The organism is Neolewinella lacunae, assembly GCF_014349155.1.
Lineage (GTDB): Bacteria > Bacteroidota > Bacteroidia > Chitinophagales > Saprospiraceae > Neolewinella > Neolewinella lacunae.
In genome coordinates this window covers 181,475-198,778 of record NZ_JACSIT010000091.1, presented here as the reverse complement: position 1 = coordinate 198,778, position 17,304 = coordinate 181,475, and the positions used below count along the sequence as shown (strand labels likewise).

Annotated in this window: 11 protein-coding genes; 8 read left to right on the top strand and 3 right to left on the bottom strand. The window is 58.5% G+C overall.

From position 1 onward, the window contains the following. The first annotated feature begins 57 nt into the window (after positions 1-57). The 3 genes from H9S92_RS08670 (at position 58) to obgE (ending at position 8,707) form a co-directional block, all read left to right on the top strand. The gene (locus H9S92_RS08670; RefSeq protein WP_222936030.1) at positions 58-6,744 is read left to right on the top strand and encodes an SdrD B-like domain-containing protein; all 6,687 of its coding nucleotides are present in this window, start codon (positions 58-60) and stop codon (positions 6,742-6,744) included. Between the two features lie 277 nt (positions 6,745-7,021). Further along, positions 7,022-7,597, top strand: a complete 576-nt coding sequence (locus tag H9S92_RS08665) for an adenylate kinase (RefSeq protein ID WP_187466313.1) — start codon at positions 7,022-7,024, stop codon at positions 7,595-7,597. Positions 7,598-7,669: 72 nt separating this feature from the next. Further along, on the top strand, positions 7,670-8,707 hold the full coding sequence (gene obgE, locus H9S92_RS08660) for a GTPase ObgE (protein ID WP_187466312.1): 1,038 nt from the start codon (positions 7,670-7,672) through the stop codon (positions 8,705-8,707). Positions 8,708-8,772: 65 nt separating this feature from the next. Here obgE and H9S92_RS08655 read toward each other — a convergent pair whose 3' ends face one another. Then, positions 8,773-10,113, bottom strand: coding sequence for an SPOR domain-containing protein (locus tag H9S92_RS08655; protein ID WP_187466311.1), 1,341 nt, complete (start codon positions 10,111-10,113; stop codon positions 8,773-8,775). Between the two features lie 286 nt (positions 10,114-10,399). Between H9S92_RS08655 and H9S92_RS08650 the strand changes: the two genes are divergently transcribed. The 4 genes from H9S92_RS08650 to H9S92_RS08635 all read left to right on the top strand — a co-directional run bounded on the left by H9S92_RS08650 (position 10,400) and on the right by H9S92_RS08635 (position 13,368). Next, positions 10,400-10,957, top strand: a complete 558-nt coding sequence (locus H9S92_RS08650) for an RNA polymerase sigma factor (RefSeq protein ID WP_187466322.1) — start codon at positions 10,400-10,402, stop codon at positions 10,955-10,957. Continuing rightward, positions 10,947-11,330: a hypothetical protein gene (locus H9S92_RS08645; protein ID WP_187466310.1), complete on the top strand. Its 384-nt coding sequence runs from the start codon at positions 10,947-10,949 to the stop codon at positions 11,328-11,330. The genes H9S92_RS08650 and H9S92_RS08645 overlap by 11 nt, the downstream gene beginning before the upstream one ends. 3 nt (positions 11,331-11,333) lie before the next feature. After that, positions 11,334-11,810 (top strand): hypothetical protein, encoded by a 477-nt coding sequence (locus H9S92_RS08640; RefSeq protein ID WP_187466309.1) that lies wholly within the window; start codon positions 11,334-11,336, stop codon positions 11,808-11,810. Positions 11,811-11,949: 139 nt separating this feature from the next. Continuing rightward, positions 11,950-13,368, top strand: a complete 1,419-nt coding sequence (locus H9S92_RS08635; protein WP_187466308.1) for a tetratricopeptide repeat protein — start codon at positions 11,950-11,952, stop codon at positions 13,366-13,368. Positions 13,369-13,513: 145 nt separating this feature from the next. Here H9S92_RS08635 and H9S92_RS08630 read toward each other — a convergent pair whose 3' ends face one another. After that, entirely contained in the window at positions 13,514-13,960 is a 447-nt protein-coding gene (locus H9S92_RS08630; RefSeq protein WP_187466307.1) for an FKBP-type peptidyl-prolyl cis-trans isomerase, read from the bottom strand. A 381-nt stretch (positions 13,961-14,341) separates the two neighbouring features. On the opposite strand from H9S92_RS08630, the gene H9S92_RS08625 reads away from it, so the two are divergent. Beyond that, positions 14,342-15,703, top strand: a complete 1,362-nt coding sequence (locus tag H9S92_RS08625; RefSeq protein WP_187466306.1) for an ADP-ribosylglycohydrolase family protein — start codon at positions 14,342-14,344, stop codon at positions 15,701-15,703. Position 15,704: 1 nt separating this feature from the next. Here H9S92_RS08625 and guaB read toward each other — a convergent pair whose 3' ends face one another. Next, positions 15,705-17,189 (bottom strand): IMP dehydrogenase, encoded by a 1,485-nt coding sequence (gene guaB, locus H9S92_RS08620; RefSeq protein ID WP_187466305.1) that lies wholly within the window; start codon positions 17,187-17,189, stop codon positions 15,705-15,707. Positions 17,190-17,304 lie beyond the last annotated feature (115 nt).

Below are 17,304 nucleotides of genomic sequence, written 5' to 3'. Positions count from 1 at the left end.
AGCTTCCCCGGCGGTGCGCAGGACGATACCGATCCGCAGTCTGATGAGAACGGCAACATGACGATTGACTTCGGCTTCGTGCCGGTCAACAGCGTGGGCTCCTCGGTCTTCTACGATGTAAACAACAACGGCATCCAAGAGGGAACGGAGCAGGGAATCCCTGGGACTACCGTACAGCTGTTCGCGGACCTGGACGGTGACGGTACGCCCGAGACTTTGGTTGGTGAAACGACCACGGACGAGGACGGTATCTACTTCTTTGACAACCTGCCCGACGGCACTTACACGGTAGTGATCCCGAATGGACCAGCCAATACCGATGGACCTTCTGCGGTGTCTAGCGACGATGCTGGCAACGAAGCAGTACAAAACGGAGAAGAAGGGCCAAACGGAAGTGTCAGCTCCGCACCATTCGACCTGATTGCCGGTGATAACCCTGTGGAAACGGGTACTTATCCAGGTGATGACCAAGATGATGCCGAAGACACGGATGGCAACATGACCATTGACTTTGGTTTCGTACCATTTGGGTTTGACCTGGCGCTGATTAAGGAATTGGCTCCTGGCCAGTCTTCGATCATTCAGCCCGGGGATACCGTGGAGTTCACCATCACGGTGTTCAACCAGGGCGTTTTCAATGCTGATAGTATCCTCATTACGGACTATCTGCCCAGCTTGATGACCTTCGATGCAAGTATTGCTGGCAACGACGCTGGCGCTGGATGGGCACAAACTGGTGGTCTGGTACAGCGCTACTTGTCCGTAGCCGCTGGAGATCTACCCGCTGGTGGTCTCGCCCCTGCCGCAACCGTAACGGTAAGCATTTTCTTGACGGTGAACAACCCCGTTGCACCGAATACGGCAATTGACAACTTCGCCGAGGTTTCTGCTTCCAATGATGAGTTTGGTAACGACTTCTCTGAGCTCGACATCGATTCTGACTACAACGAAGACAACGACGATGTACTGCTTCAGGACAACGAGATTGGCGGAGACGGAACGGCGGGTGAAGATGCTGACCAGCACGACATTGCAACTGTTACTACCGCCTTCTTCGACCTCGCCTTGGTGAAAACACTTGCCGATGGTCAAGCTTCGAGCGCACGTCCAGGGGACACGGTATTCTTCACGATTACGGTATTCAACCAAGGTGCTATCCCGGCCGACAACATCCTGATCTCCGATTACGTGGATGCGGACGTCAACGGCTTCATGTTTGATCCCACCATTCCTGTAAATGCCGCAGGTGGTTGGATGGAAAATGGAACCGTCGGTATCGACAGCCTCTTGGTACAAACCACGCTGACTGACTTCAACGGTGAGGAGACACTCGCTCCCGGGGCTACGGTCTCGATTGATATCGCCCTGGTGATTAACCCCGCCATGGAGGTCTTCATGACGCTGACCAACCTCGCCGAAATTAGTGCGGCTACCGATCCCGATGGTGTGCCTCAGACGGACATTGACTCGCCAATGGATGAGGATCCCACTAACGATCCATTCTTCCAGGACAATGAAATTGAGGGCGACGGAACATCCGGGGAAGACGAGGACAACAGTGACCCTGCTACCATCAACGTAGGTGCATTCGACCTGGCCTTGGTTAAAACCCTTGCCCCTGGTCAGTTGAACGTAGTAGTTCCCGGACAGGAAGTGACCTTCGATATTACGGTGTTCAACCAAGGTGCAATTCCTGCGGACAACATCGAGCTGATTGACTTCATTCCCGCTGGCTTCTTGTTCGACGCTGGTCTCAACCCAGATTGGGCGGACAACGCCGATGGAACGGCATCGACAACGCTGACGGTTATGGATGGCGAACTGCCCGACGGTGGCTTGCTGCCCGGCCAAAACGTGACCATTCAAATCGTACTTACCGTAGCAGAACCTACCTTCCCAGACTACGTACTGGGTGAGGTTGGACCAGACGATGTAAATCCTGATGGCGTAGAACCCGGGCAGGTGTTGACCAACGCTGCTGAGATCGTATCCGCCACTGACGAAAACGGCGACCCGGTTGACGATATCGACTCTACCCCCGATGACAATCCGGACAACGACGGTGATGTTGTGGATAACGACATCATTAATACCGACGGCGACCAGGATGACCACGATATTGCCATCGTAACGGTAGAATGCTACCAGGATCCAGGCCGCAGTGCAACCATTGAAGTCTGCTTAGGCTGTGACGAAGCCGTTGTAGTGATCAACTTGTTTGACGCACTCGGTGGCCGCCCGAACATCGGTGGCATCTTCTCCGAAGACGCAGAATACTTCTTCATTGACGACAATGGTGACCGGGTTGCCGTCGACATCAGCGACCCCGAAAATGTGGTGATCCCTGGTACGCTCGACCGTAGCCTCGACTACAAAATCGTTTACACCATCCCGGCGATCAATGGTTGTCCGGAGCGTACCGCGCGCATTACGATTGACGTCATTGACATTCAGAACCTGACCTGTAATGGCTTTACCAATATTTCCCTCGGGGAAGATTGTGAAGCCACGATTACGCCCTCGCAGATTTTGCAGGGAGAGATCAATTGTGCCAGCTCACTGACGGTGGAAATTTCGACGCTCTCCGGCGTAATCATCGGCAACACCGTTTCCAGCGAGCACATCGGGCAAACCCTCATCGTTAGCCTCTTCGATGCGCAGTGTGACAACTCTTGCTGGGGACAGATTCTGGTAGAGGATAAGCAGCGCCCAACCATTGTTTGCCCTGATGATACGGACAGCTTTGGTGACGTAGACTTTATCTGTACTGATCTGGACAGGATCCTGCAAACTACTGCGGTAACCTACAGCCCGGATAACATCCCCGCAGTACTGAACATCACCGGTATTCCGGAAGTGGCAGACAACTGTACCGCTACCAATGATCTGGTGGTTCAGTTCTACGACTTCCTGCAACCCGTTGATGACCCGCAGTGTGAAGTTCGCACGATCATTCGCACCTTCACGGTAACCGATGGCAGTGGCAATCGCGCTACTTGCACGCAGGAGATCACCGTACGTCCGCCTACGCTGGCCGATGTGACCATCCCCACCGAAGAAGTGGTGGAGATCAGCTGTGGAATCGCTTACGAAGCACTGCCCAACGGCAACCCCGTACCCTCTCTGGGTGGTGAGGCTTTCGTAACTACCGCTTACGGCAATTTCCCCATCCCCGGCAACGGCAGCTACTGTACTATTGCCGCAAGCTTCGAGGACAGCGAACGCGTTATCACCTGTGAAAACACCTTCAAGTTTGTCCGGACCTTCCGGATCTTCGACTGGTGTGAGCCTGGTGGTGAATCCATCACCTACAGCCAGGTCATCAAAGTGGGTGACTTCGAGGCTCCGGTCTTCACGGCCCAAACGCAGGACAACGACTTTGACGGTATTGCGGACAACGGGCCACTGGTGTTCTCCACCAACTCCGGAAACGAGTGCACCGCCATCTTCCGTCTCGATGACCCGGGCATCCGTTTGGTAGACAACTGCTCAGCGAGCATCGCGCTCAGCGCAGTGATTTACCCCAACGGTGACCTCACGGCAACGCCAATCGGCACCTTCGTCGTTGATCTCAACGACGGCGACGCCGAACTGACCAGCGCCATTCCGGTAGGCCAGCACGTACTCCGCTACACTTACGTGGACGTCTGTGGTAACTCCGACTTCACGGACATCGACATTCTCATCGAAGACCGTACCGCGCCAGTAGCCGTTTGTGAAGATGGACTGAACGTCAGCCTCACCTCCGGCTCCGAAGGCGGTATTGAAAGCACGGGCATCGTTCGCTTGACACCGGACATGATCGACCACGGCTCTACCGACGATTGCTCCGAAGTAACCCTGGCCATTGCCCGTGTAGACGCCGCCAACCTAGCGATGGAGGCTTACTCCCAGGAAATCATCCTCACCTGTGCTGACCTCGGCACCGTTCGGGTAGGCCTGCGGGTAACGGACGCGGCGGGCAACGTCAACTACTGCTGGCTCGATGTACTCGTGGAAGATAAGCTTGCCCCAAGCTGTATTCCGCCTGCCTCTCTTACGATGAGCTGCATCGAGTACCGCGCTGCCCTGCCCGCTGACATTACTGAAACCACGGTAGAAGCGCGCAATGCCATCTTCGGTGCTGCCGCAGGAGTGGACAACTGCGAGGCTACCCTCACCGAAACCATCAGCGGTTCGCTCAACAGCTGTGGTGTCGGCAGCTTCACCCGGGTCTTCACGGTTACGGATGGCCAGGGGCTGACCAATACGATCCCCTGCACCCAGACCATCAACGTATTCGGTATCCACGACTACACGATCACTTTCCCGACCGACGAGAGCGGCACTTGTGCTGAAATCCCATCCTACGGATCAATTGCCGCTGATGAGCTGGCTTGTGATCTCATTACCACCACGGTAAGCGTAGACACCCTCCGTACCCTGGAGGCTGGTGAAGAGTGCTTCAAGTTGCGTGTCACCTACGACGTCGTCAACTGGTGTGAGTACAACACCCTCGGTCAGCCTTACCTGATCCCGCGGGACGGCGACGGCATCCGTAACCCGGAGACGCAACTGCTTTACCTGCACGTCATTCCCCGCAATACGGACAATACCGCCGACGACTTTGCCTTCCTGAGCCGCTTCACCGATCGGAACTACAACCCCAATGCGCCACAATTCGACCAGACCCTGGACGATGGCAATGACATGGACGGTTCCGACGATGACAATGGCAATGACAACATCGATAGCGATGTCTACGCCGCTGACAACAGCCGCGGTGCTTTCCGCTACGTACAGTACATCAAGATCTACGACGAAGTCGCCCCAGTCATCGTGGCCCAAAGCCCCGACGAATGCATCGGCGGTGCCGGCGAAGATTGCGAAGCGACCGTAACCCTGACCTTCACTGCAACGGACGAATGCTCGGATATTACCGTCGGTCTTGAACTGGATGCCAACTACTTAGTGGGCAACGGATTTATCCCGGACAATGCTGCCGCCCTCGGCGTTAGCATCACCCTGACGAGTGACACGGCTGGCAACTACACCATCGTTGCGACCAACGTACCGGTAGGCGAGCACGCCATCCGCATCCGCGCCAACGACGGCTGTGGCAACAGCGATATCGAGATTCTCGAATTCTGCGTCACGCCCGATAAGGCCCCAACCCCCATCTGTATCCAAACCCTGACGGCTACCTTGATACCCGACGGACAAGGTGGAGGAATGGCCGCCATCTGGGCGTCTGACTTCATCGCCAGCGACGTGGAAGATTGCTTCGGTAACGTAATCGATCAGTACAGCATCTACACCGAAACGGAAGCAGGCGCAGGCGGCTTTAACCCCGCCGCCGGACGTCTTGGTATCGACCTCGACTGCGACGACCTGGGTGACCTACCCGTCCGCGTCTACGCCATCGACAACAACGGAAACGGTGACTACTGCTCCGTCGTCGTACAAGTTCAGGCCTTCCAGGAAGGACTTTGCGAGGTCGAAGGCGCCAGCCTGGCCGGTGTGATCATGACCGAATCCATGCAGGCCGTTGAAAACGTAGTCGTCAACGTGGAAGGAGGTGACAACCTGCAGCGGACCATGACCACGGGTAACGACGGGGTCTTCTCCTTCACGGGCCTCCCCGTTGGCGTAGACTACACGGTAACTCCGAGCAACTACACCGACTACCTCAACGGTGTACGGACCTCCGACATCGTGGCCATCTCCCGCCACATCCTCGGCATCGCCGAGCTGGACAGCCCCTACAAGCACATTGCTGCGGACGTAGACGGTAATACCGAAATCAACGTCGGTGACATCATCAACATCCGCCGCCTGATCCTCGGCCTGAGCGATGCTTACCCGAACGACATGCCCAGCTGGGCGTTCATCCCGGCAGACTACAACTTCGCCGACCTGAGCAACCCCTGGGCCGAGACCTTCCCGCAGGTGATGAACTTCAACAACCTGGCCAATAACATTCCGGGTGCTGACTTCGTCGGCGTCAAGCTCGGTGACGTAAACGGCACGGCCATTGCCAACGCCTTCATGCCTACCGCACCCCGTAACCTGCGCGGCGACCTGGAGCTGGAAATGGACGAAACCCAACTGATCCAGGGCGAGACCTACCGTATTCCGGTTACGGCACCCGACCTGACTGAAGTGGATGGTTACCAGTTTACCCTGGAGTTCGACCGCACGGCAGTAAGCATCGAAGGCATTGAGCCGGGGCTGGTACAAGCGGGCAACTTCGGTTGGCGCTTCGCCAGCCAGGGACTGATTACGACCTCCTGGAACTGGGAAGGCGTGGAGCGGCCAATTAACTGGACGGGCAAAGAAGTGCTCTTCACCCTGGTCGTTCGCGCCCAGGCCAGCGGCAAACTCAGCAACGCCATTGCCACGGGCAGCCGCTTCACCGAAGCCGAAGCCTACAACGCTGGTGGCACGAGCCTGCGCAACCTCAGCCTGATCTTCAACGAGGAGATCATCCAGGTAGCCGGGTACCGCCTGTTGCAAAACTTGCCTAACCCGGTGAGCAAGGAGACGACCATTGGTTTTGAGCTGCCCGAGGCCCACGCTGAAGTAACGATTGCCATCACCGACGCCGCTGGCCGCCTGGTCAGGGAATACCGCCAGGAGGGCTTCGTGGGCTACAACAGCGTCCGCATCAGCAAGCGCGAGTTGGGAGGTGCCTCCGGCGTCTACACCTACACGGTGCAGGCTGGTAAATGGGTTGCCACCAAACGGATGGTAGTGATCGAGTAAGGTTTTGTAAACGACCCGCCCCGGAACGTCTTTTCCCGCGCTCCGGAGGCAGCATGAACAGGCCCGCTTCCCCCTTGCAGGAGGAGGCGGGCCTCGTTTTAGGAGCCCTGCTCCTCCGAACTTTCCCCGGCACCTGCGGCCGCGCCCCCTTACCTGCCTTCATGCTCCGTTGCGCTCGCCAATACAGGGAAATCCGGGGCTTCGCTTAGAGAAAGCACTATCACGCCCCTTCCTTGGCCTGCGTGGCGTATCTTTGCCACTGATCCAGCAATCGTATATGTATAATCTGATTCTTTTTGGCCCTCCCGGCTCCGGAAAAGGCACCCAGGCGGAGAAACTCGTTGAACGCTACGGCTTTTTGCACATCAGTACCGGAGACATGTTTCGCGACGAACTGAAGAACGAAACGCCTCTGGGCCTGGAGGCCCGTGCCTACATGAACCGGGGGGACCTGGTGCCCGACGAAGTAACGATAGCCATGCTGCGCAAGCGTGTGGAAGACAACCCCGGCGTGCGGGGCATCATCTTTGATGGCTTCCCGCGGACGGACCCCCAGGCGGCCGCTCTCAACGAACTCATGGAGCAACTCGATACCCAGATCGATGCCCTCATCCTGCTGGACGTAGACCAGGACGTGGTCGTTGAACGCATCCTTGCCCGGGGAGCCACCAGCGGCCGGGCCGATGACCTCGACGAACCCACCATCCGGATGCGCTTCGAAAACTTCCTCAACTATACCGCGCCCGTCTACGCGTACTACGAACAACTCGGCCTGGCCCACCGTATCAACGGCATGCAATCCCGTGAAGCGGTGGCCGATGACATCAATCGGATCATCGGAGACAGCATTTAGCGCCTGCGGAGAGGAGTGCTGCTTTGTTCGCCCCGGCGAAAGCGTACCCTGGAACCGATAAACGAATGAATAATGGCGAACGGTAATTTTGTCGACTACGTAAAAATCTATCTCCGCTCCGGCAACGGCGGTGCGGGGTCGGCGCATTTTTACCGGGCCAAGGGGATTACCCACGGCGGCCCCGACGGCGGCGACGGCGGCCGAGGCGGTCACATCATCCTCAAAGGCAACCGCAACCTCTGGACGCTGCTGGGCTTCAAATACCGCAAGCATACCAAAGCAGAACACGGCCAGAACGGCAGCGAAAACAATCGCTTCGGCGCCGAAGGCAAAGACGAAATCCTGGAAGTGCCGCTGGGCACCATCGTCCGTGACCCCGAAACGGGGGAAGTGGAATTTGAAATCACCCGCCACGACGAAGAGCGCATCCTGCTGCCTGGCGGGCGGGGCGGACTGGGCAATACCCACTTCAAATCCTCCACCAACCGCACGCCCCGCTACGCCCAGCCGGGCGAGGAAGGCATCGAAGCCTGGAAAATCCTGGAGTTGAAGGTCCTGGCCGACGTTGGTCTGGTCGGCCTGCCCAACGTGGGGAAATCCACCCTCCTCTCCGTTGTCTCGGCCGCGAAACCGGAGATTGCCGACTATGAATTTACGACCCTGGTCCCCAACCTGGGCATGGTACAGTACCGCGACGGGCGCTCGTTCGTGATGGCCGATATTCCCGGCATCATCGAAGGAGCCCACGAAGGCAAAGGCCTCGGCCACCGTTTTTTACGGCACATTGAGCGCAACGCCACCCTCCTGTTTTGCATTTCGGCGGATGCCGACGACATCAAAAAGCAGTACCGCATCCTGCTCAACGAACTGGAACAGTACAACCCCGAGCTCCTCGATAAACCCCGCGTGCTGGCCCTGACCCGCGCCGATTTGGTCGACGAGGAACTCAAACGGATGCGCCAGCACGAGATCCCCACCGATCTACCCCACCGCTACATCTCGGCAGTGACGGGCGAAGGCATCACGGAGTTGAAAGACTTGCTCTACCAGCTCATCATCAGCCAGCGGGAGGCCTACGACGGGCAGCAAGTGGCGATGGAGGAAGAGTAAATGCTGCTGTTTTTAGCAGCAACCAGGCTTACTTTTTCGCAGCACCATCCGCGTTTTTGCGTTAGCTACAGGAAGCGATCCAGCTGGGCGCCGATCAGGTTTTGCAGCATGGCTGTGGCCATATCGCGGGCGTCAATGGCGCTCATCCCCTGGTCCATGTAGCGGTCTTCAAGGCGGACTTGCGCCTGGTGGTAACTGACGCGGAAAGCGGAAAAAACCTGGGTGTGGAGGGGGTCTTCGGTGGCCCATTCGTCGAGGTTGGCCCAGATGGTGGCGGCCCAGGTTTTCACGCGGGTGGCCATGGCGGGGCTAAGGGGCCCGTTGGGGCTGAAAATGGCGGTCCGCTGTTCGAGCAGTTGCCTGGCGCGTTCGGCGTTTCCGGTGCCGGCGGCTAAGTCGGTGGAAACGGCCAGGAGGACGGCCACTTCGGGCCATTGGCTGACGGCGTCGCGGGCGGGTTCGGCCAGGGTGGAGAGCAGGCGGTATTTGCGCACTTCGGGCATGGCGGCCCAGGCCCGGTCGTAGGCAGCGGCGGTGCCGGGGCCGTAGAATCCATCGATGGCCCCTTCGTAGAATCCTTTTTCTTTGAGCACTCTTTGCAGTTCGGCGGCGCTGTGGCGCTTGGTTTTACCGTCGATTTCGGGCAGTCCCGCGGCCGCTGCGGTGGCGGGGAGGGTAGTGGGCGCGGTCGCAGGTGCAGGGGAAGTTGTCCCCCCCGACCCCCCGAAGGGGGGAGGAGCCGGGGACTTAACTGCGTCCGGATCATTCCCGTAAGTTTGGGGCGCACCGCCCGTCCGTTGGGTATTCTCGGGGGGGGGAAGGGTGCTGGGGGCTTCCTGAAGGGAAATGGGAATCAGTGGCTTTTTGATGCCCGTTTCGAAGGGGGTGATGGGGATGAGGCGGACGTTGTTGATCTGTTTGATGAAGGCGTCCTGGTAGCCCAATTCCCGGATGGCGGGCAAGAAGTTGGCCGCAGTCGTTGCGTCGGGATAGATGCCCGTCATAATCTTAGAAACCCCATCGACGGATTCGACGTAGAGTTGCCCGGCCTTTTCCAGGGTGGCCCAGTCAATGGGCCGGTTGCCCGCGTAGAGTGCGATTTGAATAACGGTAACGGGTTGCCCGGTGGCGGTGGGCAGGGTGAACGCCTGGGCATTGCGGAATCCCTTCGTGGTGAGGTCGGCGGCCACGGCGGTTGCCTTGTTCTGGTCGGCGTACTGCCCGACGAAGACTTCCACCGTCTGGTCCGCCGCCGTGGTGCCGTAAACGAAGCCGAGCCCCTTGAGCTGGGCAAAGTCGGCCACCTTCACGTCGCGGAATACGCCTACGCGGACGGTGTAGAGACCCTGCGCCGAGACGGCAGCCAGGAAAATGCAGGCCAGGAAGAGCAGAATAATCTTTTTCATGGTATCGGTAAACTAGTGGATCGGTAAAAAAGCGTTGGGTATTTGGCAACGCCGGTAAGGCCTCGCATGAACCCCAGGCCTACGTTTAAACGATAAAAAGCGGGCCATAATGCAGTAACGGCCCCCGGCAAAGATATCGTATTGCAGCAAGGGGATTAGCTGGACCGATTAAACCCCGGGCTTCCTGTGGCGTCTAACCAAAGAACCACGCAACGGCAGCAGCTACCTATTCTCCGGTGGGTCATCTGCCATTTGGCCCTTCTCATTGTCAAAGTACCACGGATTGATCAACGCGGCAGAAGAATCAGCCATCCTCACCCAACTGCGGGATGAACGGCAGCGGGAACAGGGCTTCGGGGCTTTGGTCCGGGTATATGGCCCTTTGCTGCACCGGCATTTGCTGCGGATGTTGCAGTCTTCGGCGGACGTAGACGATGTGTTGCAGAACACCCTGATCAAGGTGTACCGCCACCTCGACCGCTTCCGGGAGGAGAGCAAACTGAGCACCTGGTTGTACCGCATTGCCACCAACGAGGCCCTGGCCTGGTTGCGCAGCCAGCAACGACGGGAGCGGCGGATCAGCAGCGAGGACCCGGCCTTAACGGCGGGCCGGACGCTCCGGGCCGATCCGTTCTTTGACGGGGATGCGGCGCAGCTCGAGCTGCAAAAAGCTCTAGCGGCATTGCCCGATAAGCAACGGGCCGTATTCCTCTTGCGCTACTACGACGAACTGCCCTACGCGGAAATCAGCCAGATTACCGGTACTTCCGAAGGGGCGCTGAAAGCCAGCTACCACCTGGCGGTAAAAAAAATTGAAAGCAAACTGAAAGCATATGCACAGTAAAGAAAGCGAAGAACTGCCCGCCGCATTGCGGGCGCTGCGGGAAAAGGGCGATGGCTTTGTTTCCCCGCCGGATGCGTATTTCGCGCAGCTGGCCCAGGAGACCGTCGCCCGGGTCCACCGCCCCGCCGTGGTCCGCACCTGGCGGAGTGCCACTTGGGCGGTGGCGGCCAGCCTCTTGCTCCTGCTGGGACTTTGGCTGGCCCTTGACCGCGACTTTAGGGGCGAAGGGACAACGACACCGATGGCCCAGGCCACGCCCAGCAGTGCAGAACTGCTGGCCGATATCCCCCCCGAAGCCATCGAAGAATACATCGGCAGCCGCCTGAGTGAATTTGAAACCGAACTGTACGCCGCCCAGCCCCCCAACGAATAAACGATGAAAAAGTACTGCTTCCTTTTTGCCCTCTTACTGGTCTTTACCCTCGGCAACCTGGCCGCCCAGCGCCAGCCCGGCGCACCTCCTACCCGCTTGGAGCAGGCTCAGAACCGCATCCACCTGGCCCGGCAGGCCTTCATCACCGAGAAGTTAGGCCTCACCCCCACCGAAGTCAAAGCCTTTTTCCCCCTTTTCTGGGCCTACGAAAGCCGGATTCGGGAGCTCAAGCGCGAGGAAGGCTGGCGCAAACTCCGGGAACCAGGTGGCAGCACCCTGACGGAAGCAGAAGCCCTGCAACACCTCCGCGACGAACGGTTGCGGCGGCAGCAACTCACCAAACTGATGGAAGAGGCGGAAGACAAATTCCTCACCGTATTGCCCGCCACCAAGGTTGTCCGGCTCGAAGAAGTGGAAAAAGCATTCCGCCAGCAACTCTGGGAACGCACCCGGGAGTGGCGGCGGAACAACGGCCATTGAGCAGCAAAGCTTAAGTTGCGCTTAACGGAAGGATAAACCTTTGTAAAGAAGAGCAACTTTTTTCCCTTTCCCATCGTATCTTAGTCGGGAGTTCCAGCCAATGGTTCAAGAAGCTACGCCGGAACCGTTCGAAACCCGCATGAAGGAAAATAAAAATGACCAACGCGACCGAGCGTTGCAAGCCCTCGTAGCCCGCTACGAGCAAAAGGCCCCCGGTCAATCAGGGCTTTTTCTGTCGGAAGAAGAATTTGAAGACCTGCTGGTACACTACTACGGGAACAATGACTTTGACCGAACCCTGGAAGTTGCCGACCTGGCCATTGGCCAACACAACTTTACGCCTGAGTTTTACAAATGGAAGGCCCTCATCCACAAGATCAACCTGGAGGAAGAGGCGGCCCTGGCCACGTTGGAAAAACTCAGCATCTACGCACCCAACGACGAAGAATCTCTGATGCTTCGCCTCGAGGTGCTCACGCATTTTGAGAAACGGGAAGAGGCCCGGAACATTCTCGATACCCTGCGCGGCCGCGTGGAAGGCCCCGAACGGGAAAGCCTCCTGGCCTTTTTCGACGGCTTGCTGTTGCTGCAGGAAACCCGCTACGACGAAGCCTGGGAAGCTTTCCGGGAGGCTGTTCGCCTCGACGCCTACCAGGAGCCCGCCCTCGATGAAATGCTCAACGCCAGCGAGTTCGATCACCTGCGTTCACGCTTCGGTGCCGTGATGCAGGAAGTGCTCGAAGCGGACCCCTTCAACGACCTGGCCTGGTATTACCTGGGCCTCTGGTACGATGATCTGGGGCAGGAGTACAAGGCCGTCGACGCCTTCGCCAACGCGCGTTCCCTGGACGGAGGCAACCCCCGTTACGACCTCGAATACGCCGATAAGCTCTTCGACATCGAAGACTACGAGACGGCCATTAAGGTGTACGAGATTTACTTCGCCTCCCCCGAAGCAGAAGATACCTACGAGACCTATATGCGCTTCGGCCGCTCCTTACAGCTGCTCAACCGGATCGACGAAGCTAAGGCTGCCTACTTCCGTGCCGTAGAGATTGAGCCCGACATGTACGACATCTACCAGCACCTCGGTGAATGTTTTGCCGTCGAAGAAAAGTGGGGCATGGCCGCATACAACTACGGCCGGGCCGTGGAGCGAGCCAATCACACGGCAGACTGCTGGCTCGGGCTGGCTCTCTGCCTGGCCGCCACCAACGAACAGGACGACGCCGAACAGGCCTTTCAGCGGGCCATCGAAATGGACGATCACTACAGCGAAGCCTACGTCTCTTACGCGATCTTCCTCTGTGACCAGGGGCGCGAAAAAGAAGGTCTCGGACTGATGCACGACGTCTTGGAGCGCTACCAGGACGGTAGCCTCCTCTACGGCATGGTGGCCATCTACCTGATTTGCAACAAACGCGGCCGGGCCCTCGAGTACCTCAACGATGCCCTGAGCACCTACTACGACGACAGTGAATTGCTTCTGGAGTGGTATCCCGACCTACGGGATGACCGCGAGATCAACGCGATCTTCGAGTTGCACAAGCCCAGATAAATGCAAAGGAGCAAGGCTGGTGAACCGGCCTTGCTCCTTGTCCTTTTTCCCTGCACCTGCGGCCGCGCAAGATGCGCAACTTGCGTAGTCCCGACGAGCGATAGCGGATCGCGGGGCCGCGCCACAAACGACGGGGCTACTTAGATTAGTTGGTAAAGGAAACCAGCTCAATATCGAACACCAGGTTGGAGTTGGCGGGGATGGAGCCCACCGGACGATTGCCGTAGCCGAGGCTGGGCGGCAGGAGCAATTTGATCTTTCCCCCGGCACCGACCAGCGGAATGCCCAACTGCCAGCCGCGAACCAGGTTGCCGAGCGGAAATGAAACGGGGGAACCATTCGTCTGGTCAAAAATCCGGTCGTCAGTGAGTCGTCCTACGTAGTTGACCGTAACCATGGAGTTGATCGTTGGCCGTTCGGCGCTGCCGGGTTCTTCGATGATGTAGAGCAGGCCCTCTGGCCCTTCCTGTACGGCCAGGTTTTCGTCTGCGACGTATTCTTCCAGTGACCTTTGATCGGTACTGATGGTGACTTTCTCGCAGCCCAGGCTCAATAGAACAAAGGCAAGAAAGAGTGTAGCGTAGGTTTTCATTCAGCAGGTTTTGTAAAGAAACGCAAAAGTACCGCCCGGCGCTGTCTCGTTGGGTGCGGAATCAAAATTTTGCCGGCAAAACCACGCCAAGCGGAAAAAAAGATGGGCCGCCGAACCTCGCCGAAGCAGGATCGGTTTAGCTGGATATACCACAAGCGGGTATTGAATCGGGAAAGGATGAAGTTCCCGATAAGTCTTAAATGATAAGGTGAGTGTATTTGAATGGCCCGTCGGAAAATACCGATGGGCCTTTTTGCGGGTAGCGTGGAGGGTAGCGTGCTTATCTTGGGCCAACGGTAGCCCGGCTCCTCCCAGGGCTTACTGCTGGACATCCCGCCCGGACAAAGGGCGGGTAAAACGTCACATTAGTTGTCCTTCCCAATGAACGCTAAAGCTTTTTCTCTCTTCATCTTCTCTATTTTGGCCGTTGCCTGCCAGGCAGATTCACCCGGCGCAGGGGCCACCCCCACCAATCTCTCGCCAGTGGACATGAGCTATACCGAAGCCGATTACCAGGACCTCCGCCTGGCCGACAGCCTACTCTACGACAAAATCCTTGGCTCCCTGGTAGGCTCCGCCATTGGCGATGCCATGGGCGCTCCAACGGAAATGTGGCACTACGACGACATCAGCGAAGCCTACGGCTACGTAGACAGCCTGGACCTGGTGCTGCGCGAACCCAGTCCGGAAGGTCCCTGGGACTTTAACCTGCCGCCGGGGGCAGGTACGGACGATACCCGCTGGAAAGACCTGATGGTTCGTTTTGCCCTGGCCGAGCACGACTTGCGCGCCCGCGGCAAGGCCCTGCAGATGAGCCCCGTCCGCTTCGCTGCTTTCCTCAACCAACGGTACGAAAGCCTGATCGAAGACCTCAAGGCCACCGAAGGACCGGCCCCCGAACCTTTTGAAGACAATATGCGCCGCATCACCTGGCTGCAGGAATGGACGCGGGTTAGCCGCGCCTACGCCGCCGGCGACATCGATGTCTACCGCGACGCCCTGGCCCGCTTCTACGGCGGAGAGATGGCCTGCGCCGGAATGCTCTACGCGCCCGTCCTGGGGGCCGTCTACCCCGGCCAACCCCTGGCCGCTTACCGGACGGGCTACGACCTTGCCCTCTTCGATATCGGTTACGCCCGCGACGTCACCGGACTGACGGCCGCCCTGACTGCCGTCGCTTTCCAGCCCGAAGCCCGCCTGGATACCTTCGCTGCCGTCTTGCGCGACGTTGATCCGCAGGGCTTTTTCCGCTCGCGTTTGCTGGGCCGCTTGGCCTACAAACAGTACCAGCAGGCGCGGGCCATCGTTCGGGAGGCCAAGCGCCTGACGGTCGACGAACAGCGGGCCATGAGTTTCCGTCTCCCCGATAACTACCCTTACGACAGTTTACACTACGCCCAGACCTTACACGCTTACCGCCTCCTGACCAAAGCCCAGCAAGACGCCCCCTTTCATGCGGGCGAAATCCACCTCATCAACCTGACGGCGCTGCTCTTTTCTGAACTCGACTTCCCGCGGGCCATGGAATTCATCACCAACTACGGACGGGACAACGACACTGTCGCCGCCGTCACCGGAGCCATTCTGGGGGCCCTGCACGGTTTTCAGGCCCTCCCCGAGGCGGAACGGGAAAGGGTGATGGAAGTCAACCGCGAAGTACTTAACATCGACCTGGAGGCGCTGGCCCGCAGGCTGACGGATGCCGTGCTGGCCCGCCGCCCCCGCCCGGAGCTGCCGCAGTAAATTACCGCCCGCGGGAATAATTCGGGGCCTCCTTGGTGATGGTGATGTTGTGGGGGTGGCTTTCGGCCATCCCTGCACCGGTGATGCGGACGAAGCGCGCCTGCTTCAGGTCTTCGATGGTTGCGGCACCGCAGTAGCCCATGCCCGCCCGCAGGCCGCCGAGGTACTGGTTGACGACTTCGGCCAGGCTGCCCTTGTAAGGAATGCGGCCTTCGATGCCTTCGGGGACGAGTTTTTTGACGTCGTCTTCCACATCCTGGAAGTACCGGTCCTTGCTGCCTTTGTTCATCGCGCCGAGGGACCCCATGCCGCGGTAGACCTTGAATTTGCGCCCGTCGAAGAGGATGGTTTCCCCCGGGCTTTCGTCAACACCGGCAAACAGGCTACCCGCCATGATGGTGGAGGCACCCGCCGCCAGGGCCTTAACGATGTCGCCCGAATACCGAATGCCGCCGTCGCCGACGATGGGTACGTCGGTGCCTTTCAGGGCCTGGTAGGCTTCGTGAATGGCCGTAAGCTGGGGGACGCCAACGCCGGCCACGATGCGGGTGGTACAAATTGAGCCGGGCCCTACGCCCACTTTTACGCCGTCGGCACCCGCGTCGGCCAGGGCCTTGGCGGCTGCACCCGTAGCTACGTTGCCACCGATGATTTGCAGATCGGGAAAGGCGTCTTTGGTCTTCCGGACGGCATCGAGCACGCCGCGGCTGTGGCCGTGGGCCGTATCGATGGTGATGACGTCAACGTTCACGTTCACCAGCGCCTGCACCCGTTCCAGCATGTCAGATGTCACCCCAATAGCTCCACCAACTACCAGACGGCCGAAGCTGTCTTTGCAGGCATTCGGGTAGTTTTCCACCTTCATGATGTCTTTGTAGGTGATCAGGCCAACGAGTTTGCCGTTCGTTTCCACGACGGGCAATTTTTCGATCTTATGCCCCTGCAGGATGTTTTTGGCTTGCTCCAGGGTGGTGCCGACGGGGGCCGTGACGAGGTTTTCCTGCGTCATGATCTCGCGGATGGGGCGGGAGGAGGCGGTTTCGAAGCGCAGGTCGCGGTTGGTGAGAATGCCCACCAGGTGAAAATCATCGTTGACGATGGGGATGCCTCCAATGCGGTGGCGCTGCATCAGCGCTTTAGCGTCGGCTACGGTAGCGTTGGGCTTCATCGTCACGGGATCGACGATCATCCCCGACTCGGAGCGTTTGACCATGCGCACCTGTTCGGCTTGCTCGGCGATGGTCATGTTCTTATGGATGATTCCGATGCCTCCCTGCCGGGCGATGGCAATGGAAAGCCGTCCGTCCGTCACCGTATCCATCGCCGCCGAAACGATCGGGGCGTTCAAACGTAAACCACGGGTGAGTTGGGAGGAAAGGTCTACTTCGCGGGGAAGTACTTCGCTGTAGGCGGGCAAAAGCAGTACGTCATCAAAAGTGAGGCCCTGCTCGGCAAATTTTTGGGGGTAGCTTTGGTTCGTTTCCATGCGCAAAGGTAGGGACCGCAGCCAAATTTTTTAAAATTTTCCCCACGCGGCACTTTTTTTCCGGCGCGGCCGCAGGTGCAAGGAACGCCTTCCGGGGGCAAACGAAGACCCCACG

Coding starts and splice junctions, on each gene's coding strand:
- H9S92_RS08645 (WP_187466310.1), top strand. CDS start 10,947: ATGCACAGTAAAGAAAGCGAAGAACTGCCCGCCGCATTGCGGGCGCTG.
- H9S92_RS08670 (WP_222936030.1), top strand. CDS start 58: ATGACGATTGACTTCGGCTTCGTGCCGGTCAACAGCGTGGGCTCCTCG.
- H9S92_RS08665 (WP_187466313.1), top strand. CDS start 7,022: ATGTATAATCTGATTCTTTTTGGCCCTCCCGGCTCCGGAAAAGGCACC.
- H9S92_RS08655 (WP_187466311.1), bottom strand. CDS start 10,113: ATGAAAAAGATTATTCTGCTCTTCCTGGCCTGCATTTTCCTGGCTGCC.
- H9S92_RS08625 (WP_187466306.1), top strand. CDS start 14,342: ATGAACGCTAAAGCTTTTTCTCTCTTCATCTTCTCTATTTTGGCCGTT.
- obgE (WP_187466312.1), top strand. CDS start 7,670: ATGGCGAACGGTAATTTTGTCGACTACGTAAAAATCTATCTCCGCTCC.
- H9S92_RS08635 (WP_187466308.1), top strand. CDS start 11,950: ATGAAGGAAAATAAAAATGACCAACGCGACCGAGCGTTGCAAGCCCTC.
- H9S92_RS08640 (WP_187466309.1), top strand. CDS start 11,334: ATGAAAAAGTACTGCTTCCTTTTTGCCCTCTTACTGGTCTTTACCCTC.
- guaB (WP_187466305.1), bottom strand. CDS start 17,189: ATGGAAACGAACCAAAGCTACCCCCAAAAATTTGCCGAGCAGGGCCTC.
- H9S92_RS08630 (WP_187466307.1), bottom strand. CDS start 13,960: ATGAAAACCTACGCTACACTCTTTCTTGCCTTTGTTCTATTGAGCCTG.